This window comes from Amylibacter marinus (assembly GCF_030160015.1).
Classification (GTDB): domain Bacteria; phylum Pseudomonadota; class Alphaproteobacteria; order Rhodobacterales; family Rhodobacteraceae; genus Amylibacter; species Amylibacter marinus.
In genome coordinates, this window is sequence record NZ_BSNN01000002.1 from 19,463 (window position 1) to 34,732 (window position 15,270).

A 15,270-nucleotide genomic window follows, 5' to 3' on the forward strand; every position below is an offset into this window, starting at 1 on the left:
ACTCATGAGCGAATGGGCTGAAAATCGTCAACTCCTGCACGTCAGCGGCGCAGACACCGCCAAATTTTTGCAAGATTTGGTTTCGAATGATTTGACCGCCACATCCGATGGGCTGGTTTATACGGCCCTGTTGTCGCCCAAGGGCAAATACCTGTTTGATTTCTTCGTTACGCAACAAGACGGCGCATATCTGATTGATGTGGCCAAGGATCGCGCCGCGGCTCTGGCACAGCGCCTCAGCCTCTATAAATTGCGCGCAGATGTTGCGATTGCCGCATCAGATCTGCTAGTGAACCGCGGCCTTGGCGCCCCGCCGAGCGACGGCCACGCTGACCCGCGACACTCAGATATGGGATGGCGCGCCTATCAAGGCACTGCGGGGGGGGCTGCGCAGATTGATTGGGATGCGCGCCGCGTGGTGCAGTGTATCCCTGAAACGGGTATCGAGCTGATCCCTGATCAAACCTACATCTTAGAGGCCGGTTTCGAGCGCCTGAACGGCGTGGATTTTCGCAAAGGGTGCTATGTGGGCCAAGAGGTGACCGCGCGCATGAAGCATAAAACCGAATTACGCAAAGGTTTTGCCCTAGTGTCTATTGAGGGAAACGCTTCAATTGGAACGGATATCATGAGTGAGGGCAAGGTTGCAGGACAGCTGTTTACGCAATCGGGTGGCTCTGCAATCGCCTATTTGCGATTTGACCGCGCATCAGGTGATATGAATGCCGAGGGCGCGGTGATTAGATATCACGCACCAACTTAGCAAATTTGGCGTGGCCTTCGCTATTGGCGGCAATAATCGTACCCGTGTGCATTGGGTTAGCGTCCGCTTCGATTGATTGAACCAATCCACCGGCCTCTTTCACCAGCAAAAGACCCGCGGCCATTTCCCAGTATTTCAAACCACGGTTCCAATATCCGTCATACCGGCCCGCCGCCGTATAGGCCAAATCCAACCCCACAGCCCCAAGTCCACGAATGCCACCTGCGCTGGGTGAAATGCGCGCTAAATCTTTTAGATGCATTGGCAGATTGCCACTGGTTCCCGCAGGCATGCCCGTGCCCAAAACCATTTGTTCCAGAGAGGTCCGCCCAGAAACCCGCACGCGCGCCTCGTTTAGCCAGGTTCCAGCGCCCTTTTCCGCCAAGAATAATTCCTCGATAACGGGGCTTAGAACCACCGCCGCAACAATCTCCCCCTTGTATTCCAGCGCAATAGATACAGACCAATGCGGCAAACCGTGCACAAAGTTTTCCAAACCATCCAGCGAGCGTACAATCCAGCGCCGCGTTGGATCATCGCCCTTGGTCTCGCGTCCGCCGGCTCCGACAAACCCATAATTCGGGCGTGCCTCGCGAAGGATTTCTTGTAATGTTTCCTCGGTGCGTTGATCCGCACGTCTGGCAAAATCATTAGGCCCTTTTTTGGACACCTGCAATTTATCGACCTCGTTAAAATCGCGCATCATGGCGCGACCGGCCGGGCGAATAGCCTTGAGCATTACATTGATATTTGCAGACCATTGAGTCATGGGGGTTCACCTTTGAAATTCGGCATGGATGTTCGGGTTGGCGTTCTATAGGCCTAAGTGCGCGGAAACCCAAGCCCTAAATTCATTCCCCGGCTTTACGCTCTGCGCGCGTAAAGCCCACAAAATCCTTCATAAACGGGGCATCGGCCTCACTTTTGCGCACCGCCGCATATAAGCGCCGCGTCAGCCCGTTTTTGGTTACGGGCTTGGTGGCAAAATCATGGCCGTATTTCTGATCCTCGACCACCCAATCAGGCAATACAGAAACCCCACGCCCGGAGGCAATCAGCAATATAATCACCGCCGTTAGCTCTGCTTGGCGAATTTGTGCAGGTTCGATGCGGGCCGGGATTAAAACCTCGGAAAATATATCCAAACGTGCCTTGTCCATGGGATAGGTGATCAGTGTCTGATCACGAAAGTCTTCGGCCTCGATATAGTCTTTGGACGCCAATGGGTGATCCGTGGCGCAGACAAAGGTGGGCGTGTAGTCAAATAATTCCTGAAATTCGATCCCTGCCAGATCCTCTGGGTCCGACGAAATCACCACATCCACCTCTTCGCGTTGTAGCGCCGGCAGGGCGTCAAAGCTCAGGCCGGGTTTGATGTCGATGTCAATTTTTGGCCAGCTCTTGCGAAAATTTTCCAATACCGGAAACAACCACTCGAAACAGGCATGGCATTCAATGGCAATATGCATCCGCCCCGCCGTGCCACCAATCAATCCTGCAAATACCTCTTCGGTGGCGGCCACCTGCGGCAAGACCTTCTCGGCCAAATCCAACAGCTTGAACCCCGCCTTTGATAACTTTAATGGTTTTGACCGGCGCAAAAACAGCTCCATCCCCACCTGTTCTTCTAGGGCCTTGATCTGATGCGATAGCGCCGATTGTGTGATATTCAGCGTATCCGCTGCGCGCCCCAATCCACCTTGTTCGTGGATGGCCTTGATGGTCTTTAAATGTCGAAATTCTAGATACATGCCGTGCCTTTATGAGGTGATTTCATCTTTATTATTAAATATATGAATTTGATTCAAGCATGCAAATATTAGATAACCGTCCTAACTTACAGGAATAAGACCATGAACCTCTCTGATAAAAATTTCGGCCTTTCATTCGAGGTCTTCCCCCCGCGCAGCCTTAGCGCCAGCTTCAAACTGTGGAACACCATCGAACAATTGGCTACCCTCGATCCCAGCTTCGTCTCGGTTACGTACGGGGCAGGGGGATCAACGCGCGATATTACCAAATCTGCGGTACAGGTCATTGCCAAGGAATATGGAATCGATGTGGCGGGGCACCTGACCTGCGTTGATGCCAGCCGCGAAGACGTTCTGGCGGTTGCGCAGAACTATGCAGAATCTGGTGCGAAACAAATCGTGGCCTTGCGCGGTGACAGCCCCGATGGCACGCCGTTTCAGGCGAAACCAGATGGGTTCCAATCTTCTGTCGAATTGATCGAAGCCTTGGCCAAGCAAGGCGATTTTAAGATCCGTGTGGCCGCCTATCCGCATCCCCACCCCGATGCCAAGACCGCCACGGCCGATATCGATGTGCTAAAGGCTAAATTCGACGCAGGGGCCGACAGCGCCATCACCCAGTTCTTCTTCGAGCCAGAGGATTTCCTGCGCTTTCGCGATTCTGCGGCGTGCGCGGGCATCACGGGTAAAATCATTCCTGGTATTCTACCGGTGGAAAACTGGGCCAAAACCAAAAACTTTGCCAAGCGCTGCGGTGCCCTAACACCAGATTGGCTAGACAAGGCCTATGAGAATGCCAATACCAAGGAATTGCATGATTTGTTATCGATTTCGATCTGCACAGAGCTCTGTGATGATCTCATCAATGAGGGGGTGGAGGACTTACATTTCTATACACTGAATGATCCGAGCTTAACCAAAGAGGTTTGCCGTGCCTTGGGGCGCTGTGTTGCCACACCGCGCCTGACGAATGTTGCCTAGAAAAGAGGCCCTGTGTTCATATCACGAACCCAGGGCCTCATCCGCGCCAATGCGCTACACCTTTTGAACTTAAGCAAGTTCTCTTTAGAAATTGGTACTCATGCATTCAATTCAAGCATGCAGAAAAGTTACCCTAGGTAAGTTTCTAACGGGTAAACAATTCAAAACATCCACAAGCAAGATAATGTGTTGTTAAGAGCCTGATATCGTTGCCCAAAGAAGGAAAATCACGCGAAAATTGACAAATTTAACGGTTTTCACGAATAGGTGAAATAGGTGAAAATCGGCACGTTTAGGCGCGCTCTGAATATTCCATTGTCTCGGTATGCACCACAATTGACTGGCCCTGATCAATGAACGGGGGCACCATAATGCGCAACCCATTGTCCAAAACCGCAGGCTTGAAGCTGTTGGCGGCGGTTTGACCTTTTACCGCAGGCTCGGTTTCCTCTACCACACAGGTCACCTTTAGCGGCAGGGTCGCGTTTAACGCCTCGCTCTCGTGATATTCGATGGTCACAATCATGCTGTCCTGTAGAAGGGGGCGACGCTCGCCCAATATATCCGCAGGCAATTCAATCTGTTCAAACGTCTCGTTGTCCATGAATACCAGCATTCCATCATTCTCGTACAAAAATTGCTGGTCTTTTTGCTCCAGACGTACACGCTCTACCTTATCGGCGCTGCGAAACCGTTCGTTCAACTTTGATCCATTACGCAGGTTTTTCATTTCCACCTGCGCAAAGGCGCCGCCCTTGCCGGGCTTTACGTGATCGATTTTTACCGCCACCCATAGGCCACCGTTATGTTCCAGCACGTTGCCCATGCGAATTTCGTTTCCGTTAATTTTTGGCATTTGTTATGGCCCCGTTAGGATTGAATTAAGGTTTTGAGCGCTTATATCTGTCCTGTTGTTCGCATACAAGTGAGGCGGGCGGATTTAATAAAAGAGCTATGCGTTACGTGCATGATTGCTATGACCGTACTGGGGTACCGAATCGTCATAAAATCGTCATATTGCACGAACCTTAACAAAAACAAGAAAAAGAGGACGGCGAGATGTTCGATTTCGTTGATGACACAGCTTACACAAATGATCAGGGCAAACGCGCTCAGAAACTGTTTGCCGCTGTTGTATTGGCTGCTTTGGATGATGCCATTGCAGATGATAAGAAATATGGCAATGGGGTAGAATCCATTGCGCGCTGGGCACGTTCACGCGATGGCCGCGAAGTGTTGATGTGTGCGGGTATTGAGCCAACAGAGCGTTGCGTGACCGGCATGATGGGCTTCGTCGAAAAAGGCGTGCGCACATCAGTGGCCCTCAGCCGCGAAGAAAGCGAGCGCCAAGCCGCCGCCAAAGAAGCCGCCTAGGCGCTTCTTGTCAAAATTTTGAAAATGCGCCTCCCTTGCGGAGGCGTTTTTCGTTTGGGCGGGGTGTGTTGCACAGGGCATGTTGAGCGTAGCGTATTCTCAAGCTTTGGCAGATCTATCTTTTGCGCGGGTGTTTTACACGTCGTGTTGGTTCTGCCTCTGCAGGGTTCTCGGGCCATGGATGGCGCGGGTAGCGCCCGCGCATATCTTTGCGCACGTCAGCATAGGATGTCGCCCAAAAATTTGGTAAATCTGCGGTGGTCTGCACAGGGCGGTGCGCAGGCGACAGTAACTCAATCAATAGCGCCGTGCGCTTGGGGCCAATCGTAGGATGGGTTGTCATCCCAAACAGCTCTTGCAAGCGCACAGATATGCGCGGCGGCTCGCTGGCGTAATCCACCATCAGCTTGGTGCCCGTCGGGGCCAAGATATGGGCAGGGGCCAGCTGGTTTAGCAGCTCGTTTTGCCCCCAATCCAGCAGCCCCTGCACGATCATCCCCATGTCCAGCTTTGCTAGAGCGTCCATGGTCTTGATCCCAGACAGATGTGGCAACAGCCACTCCTGGGCGCGTAGGGCCAAGGCGTCGGGGGAACAATCCGGTAAATCCGCCCCCTCCGACACCAATCGATTGATACGCGCCAGATACAGGCGTGATGCCTTGCTCCATGGTAAACAGTCCAGCCCCAGATCCAACACGCCGTCTAACATGGCCGCGCCGATCGCAGCGCCGTCACAATCCTTCCAATTCTTGGCGCTTAATACCAAGGCCCCAAAACAGACCTCCTCTTGCGCCAACACCCGCCGCTCGCGTTTTGACCAGATGCACCTCTGGCGGGTCTCAATACGCTCTGGGTATAGCCCAAGCACCTCAGCCTCGGTGATCGCGATGCCCAAGCGCAGGCGCGCATTCGCACCGCCCCCATCCAGATCCGTGGCCACAATCATGCGCGATGCCCCCAATGGGTCGCCATCCGCAACCTCTGCCCCCCTGCCACCAGATAGCAAATAGCGCGCGCCCTTACCCGTGCGGCGCAACCCGATGCGATCCGGATAGGCCAGTGCCGCCATCTGTGCGAGGCTTAGATTATCGGTACCTGTGCCCTTCAGCCGCTTGGCGGTTTCCAGCACTCGTTTGCGGGCGGCTAAATTCACCCGAGGGACTTCGCGCGGATTATTCAGGGCCTTCCAGCGCAGGGTCAAATCACCACTGTCAGCGCTGGTCAGAATATCGCGCGCCTCCATCAAGGCCACGGCGCGGGGGGCCTCGCGCTGTGCTGATAGCAAGACCTTGGCCATACGCGGATGCACTGGCAGGCGGGCCATTTCCTCGCCCGCTTTGGTTAGGCGGTTGCCCTGATCTAACGCCCCCAACTGGCGTAAAACATCCTGTGCAGCGCTGAAATCTGTGGGGCGGGGCTGATCCAAAAATGGCATGGCACTGGGATCATCGGTGCCCCATGCGGCTAGTTCTAACACCAGTGCCGATAGGTCACTGCTGTGAATTTCTGGCGGGGCAAATGGCAATAGGCCGCCTTCTTCTCCTTTGGTCCACATCTTGTAGCATGTGCCTGCCGATACGCGGCCCGCGCGCCCCATGCGCTGGGTGGCCTCGGCGCGCGTTACGCGCTCGGTTACAAGGCGTGACATGCCCGATCCTGCATCAAAGCGCGCGCGCCGCGCCTGACCGCCATCCACCACCACGCGGATATCCTCGATGGTCAGGGAGGTCTCGGCAATAGATGTGGCCAAGACCAACTTGCGCGATGTGCTGGGCTCGATGGCGCGGCGCTGGTCCGCAAAAGGCATGGCTCCAAACAGCGGGTGGATGTGGATGGGTTTTAGGCGCGGCTCTAGCAGGGCCTGTACGCGCCGGATTTCGCCCTCGCCAGGCAGAAAGGCCAATATACTGCCCGTGGTTTCGGCGGCGGCGGTTTCGATCAGGGCGGCCATGGCCTGTACGAACCCATAGCCGCGTTGATTGGGCTGTGCCCATGGGCGCGCAAGATGGTGGGGGGTTACGGGGTATGATTTCCCCTGCGAGGTCACAATCGGCGCATCCCCCATTAGGGCGGCAACTGGGGCCGCATCCAAGGTGGCGGACATCACCAATATTGCCAGATCATCGCGCAGCGCTGTGCGTATTTCCAAGCACAAGGCCAGCCCCAAATCGGCGTTCAGGCTCCGCTCGTGGAATTCATCAAAGATCACACAGGACACGCCCGTAAGCTCTGGGTCGGATTGAATCATACGGGTTAGAATACCCTCGGTGATCACCTCGATCTTGGTTATTGCGCTGGTCTTGCTGTCGCCGCGCATGCGATAGCCCACAGTTTGACCCAAGGCATCGCCGTAATGTTGTGCAAGGCGGGTAGCGGCCCCGCGCGCGGCAAGGCGGCGCGGCTCCAGCATCAGTATCTTGCCGCTAAAAATCTCCGCTGATTCCAACGCGATGGGGATTCGGGTGGTTTTACCAGCCCCTGGTGGGGCCTGTAGCACGCATTGGGTGTGCTGACGCATTTTCTGGATCACATCATCCAAAACATCATCGATTGGTAAAGGGAAGGCAAACTGGGTCATGGGGCATAGATAGGGGAAAACGAACGCTATGTTGACCATAAATTGCACAAAACTGCGCGACGGGATAAAACATCTATGGAAGTTATGAGAATCCCTTGACCTTCGTGTCATATGGGCCTATTGCACGGCTCTGTTATATCAATTGCGTTTGGCCACTGGGGCTGAACCCCGAAAACCCGAGGAAGAAAACATGTCTCGTCGTTGTGAACTAACTGGCAAAGGCCCGATGACCGGCAATAACGTAAGCCACGCGAAAAACCGCACGCGCCGTCGTTTCCTGCCCAATCTGAATGATGTTACTTTGGCAAGTGAGACCCTTGGTCAAACTTACAAATTCAAAATCTCTGCTGCTGCGTTGCGCACTGTTGATCACCGTGGTGGTCTAGATGCCTTCTTGGCCAAAGCAAAAGATGCTGAGCTATCAGACAAAGCTCTGAAAGTGAAAAAAGACATTGCTAAGGCAACTGCCGCAGCATAAGTCTTGCGACCAATTGAACCGATTAAAGGCCTCGCACCTCGCGGGGCTTTTTGCTATTTGATGACCATGTTTTCAGATTTAAATTGGATATAGAGATGAAGCGTATTTCTTTGATACCTTTTAGCATTGTGATGCTGATTATTTTGGCGATTTCTTGGGTTTTTGCCTATGGACCATGTACACGGTCTGGTGAAATGGCTGTTGTGGATGCTTATGCGCGCGCCTCTAGCCCAAGCGCAAAAACCGGTGCTGCGTTTTTCGTTTTGAAAAACGGCACACAAAAGAATGATCGCTTAATTGCAGCCAAATCCGATGTTGCGCATCACTTGATGTTGCATACCCATAAAATCGATGCCAATGGCGTGGCGCAAATGGTGCATTTAATGGAAGGCTTTGCTATCGAGGCAGGGGCAGAATTTGCGCTAAAGCGCGGTGGCGCGCATGTGATGCTTATGGGGCTACAGCGTCCCTTGGTTGATGGGCAGAAAATCCCGCTTACCTTGGTGTTTGAAAACGCCGGTGAAATCATTCTAGAGGTCACTGTGGATAATAACCGCAAGGCCAAACACGCCCATTAGGGCCTATTGGATTTCCAACTATGAGTGATCTATTCACAGGAATTTTAAACGGTGCTCCTCTGTGGGTTTGGCCCTTGTTGGTGGGGTTGATCGCTCTTGGCTTGATCACCGCGCGCACCCGGTGGACATCTCTTGTTCCATTTTATTTTCTGCCCTTGCTGGCGCTGATATCGCTACAGGGGATATTGGCGCTGGATCCGCAAATCCTCGTTTGGCCCATCTATGGTATCGGCTATTCTATTGGGGCCTATTGGGTGTATCGCCGTCAGGCGGGGCTGATTTTAGAGCGCGCCGAGGGACGGGTGCGCCTACAAGGGGAATGGTTGCCGATGATCAGTCTGATGGTTATTTTTTGGGCCAATTTCGCTAATGGCACGATCAGCGCCATTAGCCCGTCGGCAGCTCAAGGTGTGCCCTTTGTTGTGGTGTTTGTGGCAATCGTATCGCTCGTCTCAGGCAGCTTCTTGGGCCGATCAGTGCGAATACTACGGGGCTAGGCCAACAGACCTACCAACCTCTGGGCCTGACTTTCACAGCTATTTAAGGCGGCGCGATCCTCGCCGGGGTAAAATCGAGCACGTGTGGCCGTGGGCATCGGCTCGGGGGTAAACCCGATGATGCGTGGCCCGGTGCTCTCGCTTTCTTTGGCCCAACTGGAAAACAACGCATCTTGCGCCGCCTTGCTGGTACCATAGGCGCCGAAAAATTTCTGGCCTGCGTTCTTATCAATCATATGCACCGCAGTGCCTTTGCGTGCGGTTAGCAGGGGTTCAATATTGGTAATTAGGCGTCCAGTTGCAGTGATATTCTGGGTGATGGTTTTTTGCCAGTCGCTGTCTGCAATATGGCTGGCAGGAGCCAAGGGCGCCGCATGAATGGCACAATGCGCCCAAATATCCAAGCCACCCCAACGTTCATGTATGGAAATACACAGCCGCTTTTGGGCCTCCTCGTCGGTGATATCCATGGGCACCAAGGTTGCAGTTCCACCTGCCGCTTGAATAAGATCATCAATTTCTTCCAATGCGCCCACAGTGCGGGCCACGGCGATGACATGGATATCCTTCTTGGCTATTTCTACAGCCAGCGCAGCCCCCAACCCACGCGAGGCGCCGGTGATCAGCGCCAGATTGTCGCCTTGTTCCGCCATGGTTATTCTGCCGCCATTTCAAAACCCTTGGCGATTTGATCGCGGGGTTCTACAGGGTATTCACCAGAGAAGCAGGCATCACAGTATTCAGGAGATGTAGCGTTGCGCCCTGATTTTACACCGCAGGCACGATACAGGCCATTGATCGAGATGAACTTCAGGCTGGCAACGCCCATATGTTCGCGCATTTGCTCTTCGGTCATGGTTGCCGCCAGTAACTGTTCGCGATCTGGCGTATCTACACCATAAAAACATGGCCACATGGTGGGGGGAGATGCGATTCGGAAATGAACCTCTTTGGCGCCCGCATCCAGAATCATTTCTTTGATTTTTAGGCTGGTGGTGCCGCGCACCACCGAGTCATCTACCAAGATCACCCGCTTACCCTCGATCAGCGCGCGGTTTACATTCAACTTTAACCGCACGCCCATGTTGCGGATTTGCTCTGAGGGCTCGATAAAGGTGCGGCCCATGTAAGAGTTACGGATGATGCCCATGCCATAGGGGATGCCGCTTTCATGGCTAAAACCAATAGCAGCAGGTGTGCCAGAATCGGGCACTGGACAGATCAGATCCACATCCGCGGGGCTTTCCTTGGCCAGCTCGATGCCGATCTGGCGGCGGGTTTCATAGACTGATTGCCCACCCAAGATGCTGTCTGGACGAGAGAAATAAACCTTCTCGAAAATACAGGGGCGGGGGCTGACCCGCTCGAAGGGGAAGCTGCTTTCTATACCCTCTGGGCCGATCACAATCATCTCGCCCGGTTCGATTTCACGCACCAATTGGGCACCGATAATATCCAGCGCACAGGTTTCCGAGCTAAGCACATAGCCATCACCAATTTGGCCTAGCACCAGTGGGCGCACGCCGCGCGGATCCCGCACACCGATAAGTTTTGTGCGGGTCATGGCAATAACTGCAAAGGCCCCCTCGACACGGCTAAGGGCATCTTTGATGCGGTTGGTATGGTTTTTATGGATCGAACGCGCCATCAGGTGAATGATACATTCGCTGTCTGACGAGCTTTGGAAAATTGAACCGCGGTTGATCAATTCTTTGCGCAGGCTATCGGCATTGGTCAGGTTGCCGTTATGGGCAATAGCACAGCCGCCCAAGGAAAATTCCCCAAAGAAGGGTTGAACGTCGCGAATAGCTGTATTGCCCTTAGCGCCCGCGGTGGAATAGCGTACATGGCCCAAGGCATTATCGCCCGGTAATGTTTCCATCAGCGATTTTTTGGTAAAATGATCGCGAACATATCCAAAGCGACGGGCGGAGTTAAATCCGGTCTCGTGGTCATAGGCGACGATGCCACCGGCCTCTTGGCCGCGATGCTGTAGGGCATGCAGACCTAGAGCTACGAAATTGGCGGCGTCTTTTACGCCGATCACACCGTATATTCCGCATTCTTCTTTGCGTTTGTTATGATCAAAGGGATGGGGCAGGAACGGTTCGGTGTCCGACAGACGCATGGCAATGACTCGCAGATGTTAGCAGCTGAGCGTTATATAGGGCAGGGAACACAAGGAGTCACCCGCCCTATAGGCGTTTTGGTAATTATTCTTAGTTGCCGGTTACCTTTGGTAGATCGTCTTTGGCGGCATTGGCACTACAGGTTGTGGTCAACTCGGTGTATTTTGATTGACCCCAGGCGTATACGCCTTCTTTGCCGGCCTCGTAATCGCGCTGAATCATGTCTTGGATTTTCACCTGAGTTTCTGCCAGCAATTCAACAGTCTTTGACTCGTTTACAATTGGGAAATCTGCCTCGAAGAAAGCATAGGCCACCAATGCCGCCAAGATAAGAAGAACCCCGCGCAGCATACCAAACAAAAATCCAAGTCCCTGATCAAAACCACTAAGCACGGAGCGCTGGACGGCGCCTGCGAATAGGGGGGTAAAGATTGCCTCGATAATCAGCGTACCCGCAAAGACGATGAAGAAGGCGGCGATCACCGACAATTCGCAATTCTCGCCCAAGATATCCGATAGGATCGGGACCTCGCGGATCAAGGGCTCTACTTGTGGTGCAAAGATGAAGGCAACGATGGCCGCCACAAACCAGCCTGCGATTGACAAAATCTCGCGTACAAAACCGCGCGAATATGCAAGTATTGCGGAGAGAAGGAGGATTATCCCCGACCCTGCGTCGACAAGTGTGAAACCTTCCATTCAGTATCCCCTTACACTGTTTAAGCGTCTATAGCCCCAAAACATCTTTCAACGAAGGCGTCTACACCATCGAATTTCTCTACCTTCATGCCCGATTCGCTGGGCAATTTCATCCTCGAAGGTGCGAAAATAGTTGAAAAACCTAATTTCTGTGCCTCTTTAATCCTATTTTCGGCCTGAGAGATAGGGCGCAATGCCCCTGAGAGGCTAATTTCTCCAAAAACGACGGTGTCCGAGGCCAAGGCAATGTCTTGGCGCGCAGATATCAATGCCGCCGCGACCGCTAGATCAGCGGCGGGCTCAGAAATGCGCAGCCCCCCGGCAATATTTAGATAGACGTCTTGGCCAGCAAAGCTGATGCCAACCCGCGATTCCAGCACCGCCAAGATCATCGACAGGCGCGCCCCATCCCAACCAATTACCGATCGGCGCGGCGTGGCCAGCGGCGAGGGCGCAACCAGTGCCTGAATTTCCACAAGCAAGGGGCGCGAGCCCTCTATCCCCGCGAAGACAACAGATCCTGCGGTTTGGGTGTCACGTTCCGAGAGGAACAATTCCGATGGATTGGAGACCTGCGCCAGTCCTGCGCCTGTCATCTCGAACACCCCGATCTCGTCCGCGGCGCCAAAGCGGTTCTTGACCGCGCGCAGGATGCGGAACTGGTGGCCACGCTCGCCCTCGAAATACAAAACAGTATCGACCATATGTTCCACCACGCGCGGGCCGGCTAGTTGGCCCTCTTTGGTCACATGGCCCACCAAAATCACCGCAACACCGCGCTTTTTGGCAAATGTGGTTAGCTCGTGCGCGGTGGCGCGCACTTGGGATACTGAACCCGGGGCGCTGTCGACGTGATCAGCCCACATGGTTTGCACGGAATCGATGATGGCTAGATCTGGTTTTTCATCCTCTAGCGTGGTTAAAATATCGCGCAGGTTGGTTTCTGTGGCCAATTTTACCGGTGCATCCGTAAGGCCAAGGCGTTGCGCACGCATACGGATTTGGCTAGAGGCCTCTTCGCCGGAAATATAGATAGCCTTTTTGCCTGAGCGGGCAAACTCTGCCGCCGCCTGTAACAGCAGCGTCGATTTGCCGATGCCCGGATCACCGCCCACCAAAATGGCACTGGCGGGCACCAGCCCACCTCCCAACACGCGATCAAATTCGCCAATGCCGCAGGTGGCACGCGGCAGGGGGGCATCGACTGTGGCCAGATCTGACAGGGGCACTTTGCGCCCTTTGCTGGATCCCAGCGTTTTGCCCTTGGGGCCAGCGGCAAGGGGGGCCTCTTCGCGGATGGTATTCCATTCGCCGCATCCATCACACCGTCCGGCCCATTTTTTATGGGTGGCACTGCAATTGGTACAGGTGTAGGTGAGTGTTGTTTTTACCATGCGATGGTTCTGCCCCAAAGCGGCCTTAAGGGCAAGAAAAGACTAGCTCTTTTTATCCAACATCAGGGAAATAACCAAGCTGGTTAGAACACAGGCGGTGAAGAGGTATAACCCCCAGCCTACCTCTAGGCGCCCCACGCCCACGCCTTTGGCCACCACGATATACATGGCGATCAGAAAAATATCAGCCATGGCGAATTTCCCCATGATTTGCAGGGCGGGGATCAGGCGGGCAGGGGCGCGGTTTAGCTGTAGTGCGGTGGTGCCCAGCACCTTGAGCATGGGGGCGACCAGTGCAAAGAGGATGACGATGATTGCAAGGAATATATCCTTTTCAAGCAGGCTATTGATGCCTGAAATCACGCTGATTTCCTTGAGTTTGAACAGTGGCAGTAGGCCAGCGCGCAACAGGGGGGCGAACCATGCAATGGGGAAGAGGATCAACAGGGACAGGTTAGCGCCGATCAGCAGGCGGGTTCGCATTTGCGCAGGGGTTGCGGTTTTGGGGAAGCCCAAGGGCATCAGCGCACCGCCTCTATAGGCCCCTCGGCGCGGCCATGCAGGAATTGATCTAAATAAGGGTTGCCAGATGTTTCAAGCTTGGCAATTGGGCCAGACCATTGCACCGCGCCGTCGTGTAGCATGGCCACCTTATCAGCGATGGCGCGTACAGACGACATATCGTGGGTAATGGTCATGGCTGTTGCGCCCATTTCTACCACGATCTCGCGGATCAATTCATTGATAACGCCAGACATGATGGGGTCTAGGCCAGTGGTGGGTTCATCAAAAAAGATAATTTCTGGGTCGGCGGCAATGGCGCGGGCCAGCCCTACGCGCTTTTGCATGCCGCCTGATAGTTCGGCGGGGAATTTATCGGCCACATCGGCGCGCAACCCCACGCGGCGTAGCTTTTCCACCGCCAGATCACGGGCATCTGTTTTTGAGAGTTTCCCCGCACCGCGCAGCAGGCGAAAGGCCACGTTTTGCCAAACTGGCAGGCTGTCAAACAGCGCCGCCCCCTGAAACAGCATGCCAAAACGTGCCAAGAAGGCATCGCGGTCGCCTTGGTCGGCCTCTTGACCGTAGACCAGAATGCTGCCGGCATCGGGGGTCTCTAGGCCAAGGATGCATTTTAGCAGCACGGATTTACCAGTGCCAGATCCGCCGATGATTACCATACTTTCGCCTTTGGCGATTTTCATATTCACACCCTGCAATACATGGTGTGCCCCAAATGATTTATGTACGCCTTTGATATCGATCATTAGAAAAATGCCTCCGTCAGGATATAGTTGGCGGCCAGGATCATTACGCTAGCAGAAACCACTGCATTGATGGTGGCGCGCCCCACACCAGCCGCGCCACGCCCAGAGTTATAGCCATGGTAGCACCCCATCAGGGCCACGATAAACCCAAAGACCGCCGCCTTGGCAAGGCCGCTGGCGATGTCCTGAAATTGCAAGAAATCGGTGGTGTTCTGGACATAGGCGCTGGCGTTAAAGCCCAGCCGATTGGTGCCCACCAGATAACCACCCATAATGCCGATGGTATCGCCGACCGCCACCAAGACCGGCATGGCCAATGTGGCCGCAGCAAGGCGCGGGGCCACCAGATATTTCATCGGGTTGGTTGACAGTGTGGTCAGGGCATCTATTTGCTCGGTCACCCGCATAGTGCCCAGTTCTGCGGCAATCGAGGAGGCCACACGCCCCGCCACCATCAGGCCGCCCAAAACCGGGCCCAGCTCGCGCACCATACCGATGGCCACGATCGAGGGCACCACCGCCTCGGCATTAAACCGCGCGCCACCTGAATAGATTTGCAGTGCAAGGGCCGCACCTGTGAACAGGGCCGTCAACCCTACAACGGGCAAAGAAAAGTAGCCAATTTGCATAAGCTGTTGTGCCAGCTCGCGCCCATAGAAAGGCGGGCGAAATATATGCGACGTGGCGCGCAACGCAAACAGGATAACGCGTCCAATAGTGGTGCAAAATCCAAGGGTTGCGGCCCCAATGGCGCCCAATGATCGTTCGATTAACTGCATG

At 54.3% G+C, this 15,270-nt stretch carries 17 protein-coding genes; 6 read left to right on the forward strand and 11 right to left on the reverse strand.

Annotation, left to right across the window (positions count from 1 at the left end):
• Positions 1 to 4 precede the first annotated feature (4 nt).
• The gene (gene ygfZ, locus QQL62_RS00865; protein WP_284375234.1) at positions 5 to 763 is read left to right on the forward strand and encodes a CAF17-like 4Fe-4S cluster assembly/insertion protein YgfZ; all 759 of its coding nucleotides are present in this window, start codon (positions 5 to 7) and stop codon (positions 761 to 763) included.
• Here the strand turns inward: ygfZ and QQL62_RS00870 are convergent.
• On the reverse strand, positions 741 to 1,532 hold the full coding sequence (locus QQL62_RS00870) for an inositol monophosphatase family protein (RefSeq protein ID WP_284375236.1): 792 nt from the start codon (positions 1,530 to 1,532) through the stop codon (positions 741 to 743). The two genes, ygfZ and QQL62_RS00870, sit on opposite strands and share 23 nt — an antisense overlap.
• A gap of 82 nt (positions 1,533 to 1,614) precedes the next feature.
• The gene (locus tag QQL62_RS00875) at positions 1,615 to 2,514 is read right to left on the reverse strand and encodes a LysR family transcriptional regulator (RefSeq protein WP_284375239.1); all 900 of its coding nucleotides are present in this window, start codon (positions 2,512 to 2,514) and stop codon (positions 1,615 to 1,617) included.
• A gap of 102 nt (positions 2,515 to 2,616) precedes the next feature.
• Here QQL62_RS00875 and metF point away from each other — a divergent pair, with 102 nt between their 5' ends.
• Positions 2,617 to 3,495, forward strand: a complete 879-nt coding sequence (gene metF / locus QQL62_RS00880; RefSeq protein WP_284375241.1) for a methylenetetrahydrofolate reductase [NAD(P)H] — start codon at positions 2,617 to 2,619, stop codon at positions 3,493 to 3,495.
• 292 nt (positions 3,496 to 3,787) lie between these two features.
• Here metF and efp read toward each other — a convergent pair whose 3' ends face one another.
• Entirely contained in the window at positions 3,788 to 4,351 is a 564-nt protein-coding gene (efp, locus tag QQL62_RS00885; protein WP_284375243.1) for an elongation factor P, read from the reverse strand.
• A 203-nt stretch (positions 4,352 to 4,554) separates the two neighbouring features.
• Between efp and QQL62_RS00890 the strand changes: the two genes are divergently transcribed.
• Positions 4,555 to 4,869, forward strand: coding sequence for a DUF6280 family protein (locus tag QQL62_RS00890; RefSeq protein WP_008034515.1), 315 nt, complete (start codon positions 4,555 to 4,557; stop codon positions 4,867 to 4,869).
• Between the two features lie 115 nt (positions 4,870 to 4,984).
• On the opposite strand, the gene hrpB is transcribed toward QQL62_RS00890, so the two are convergent.
• Positions 4,985 to 7,447, reverse strand: coding sequence for an ATP-dependent helicase HrpB (gene hrpB / locus QQL62_RS00895; protein ID WP_284375252.1), 2,463 nt, complete (start codon positions 7,445 to 7,447; stop codon positions 4,985 to 4,987).
• A gap of 190 nt (positions 7,448 to 7,637) precedes the next feature.
• Between hrpB and rpmB the strand changes: the two genes are divergently transcribed.
• From rpmB to QQL62_RS00910, 3 genes are all read left to right on the forward strand, one after another.
• On the forward strand, positions 7,638 to 7,925 hold the full coding sequence (gene rpmB / locus QQL62_RS00900) for a 50S ribosomal protein L28 (RefSeq protein WP_284375255.1): 288 nt from the start codon (positions 7,638 to 7,640) through the stop codon (positions 7,923 to 7,925).
• Between the two features lie 95 nt (positions 7,926 to 8,020).
• Entirely contained in the window at positions 8,021 to 8,503 is a 483-nt protein-coding gene (locus QQL62_RS00905; protein WP_284375257.1) for a copper chaperone PCu(A)C, read from the forward strand.
• A gap of 20 nt (positions 8,504 to 8,523) precedes the next feature.
• Positions 8,524 to 9,000: a hypothetical protein gene (locus tag QQL62_RS00910; RefSeq protein WP_284375259.1), complete on the forward strand. Its 477-nt coding sequence runs from the start codon at positions 8,524 to 8,526 to the stop codon at positions 8,998 to 9,000.
• On the opposite strand, the gene QQL62_RS00915 is transcribed toward QQL62_RS00910, so the two are convergent.
• The 7 genes from QQL62_RS00915 to QQL62_RS00945 all read right to left on the reverse strand — a co-directional run bounded on the left by QQL62_RS00915 (position 8,997) and on the right by QQL62_RS00945 (position 15,269).
• The gene (locus tag QQL62_RS00915) at positions 8,997 to 9,653 is read right to left on the reverse strand and encodes an SDR family NAD(P)-dependent oxidoreductase (protein ID WP_284375261.1); all 657 of its coding nucleotides are present in this window, start codon (positions 9,651 to 9,653) and stop codon (positions 8,997 to 8,999) included. The genes QQL62_RS00910 and QQL62_RS00915 overlap by 4 nt on opposite strands.
• Before the next feature lie 2 nt (positions 9,654 to 9,655).
• The gene (purF, locus tag QQL62_RS00920) at positions 9,656 to 11,128 is read right to left on the reverse strand and encodes an amidophosphoribosyltransferase (RefSeq protein WP_284375263.1); all 1,473 of its coding nucleotides are present in this window, start codon (positions 11,126 to 11,128) and stop codon (positions 9,656 to 9,658) included.
• A gap of 91 nt (positions 11,129 to 11,219) precedes the next feature.
• On the reverse strand, positions 11,220 to 11,828 hold the full coding sequence (locus QQL62_RS00925) for a CvpA family protein (RefSeq protein ID WP_284375266.1): 609 nt from the start codon (positions 11,826 to 11,828) through the stop codon (positions 11,220 to 11,222).
• A gap of 20 nt (positions 11,829 to 11,848) precedes the next feature.
• Entirely contained in the window at positions 11,849 to 13,222 is a 1,374-nt protein-coding gene (radA, locus tag QQL62_RS00930) for a DNA repair protein RadA (RefSeq protein ID WP_284375268.1), read from the reverse strand.
• A 42-nt stretch (positions 13,223 to 13,264) separates the two neighbouring features.
• Complete coding sequence (locus tag QQL62_RS00935) at positions 13,265 to 13,744, reverse strand: paraquat-inducible protein A (protein WP_284375270.1); 480 nt, start codon at positions 13,742 to 13,744, stop codon at positions 13,265 to 13,267.
• Positions 13,744 to 14,490 (reverse strand): ABC transporter ATP-binding protein, encoded by a 747-nt coding sequence (locus QQL62_RS00940; RefSeq protein ID WP_284375272.1) that lies wholly within the window; start codon positions 14,488 to 14,490, stop codon positions 13,744 to 13,746. The genes QQL62_RS00935 and QQL62_RS00940 overlap by 1 nt, the downstream gene beginning before the upstream one ends.
• The gene (locus QQL62_RS00945) at positions 14,490 to 15,269 is read right to left on the reverse strand and encodes an MlaE family ABC transporter permease (RefSeq protein ID WP_284375274.1); all 780 of its coding nucleotides are present in this window, start codon (positions 15,267 to 15,269) and stop codon (positions 14,490 to 14,492) included. Before QQL62_RS00945 ends, QQL62_RS00940 begins: the two co-directional genes overlap by 1 nt.
• Position 15,270: the final 1 nt, after the last annotated feature.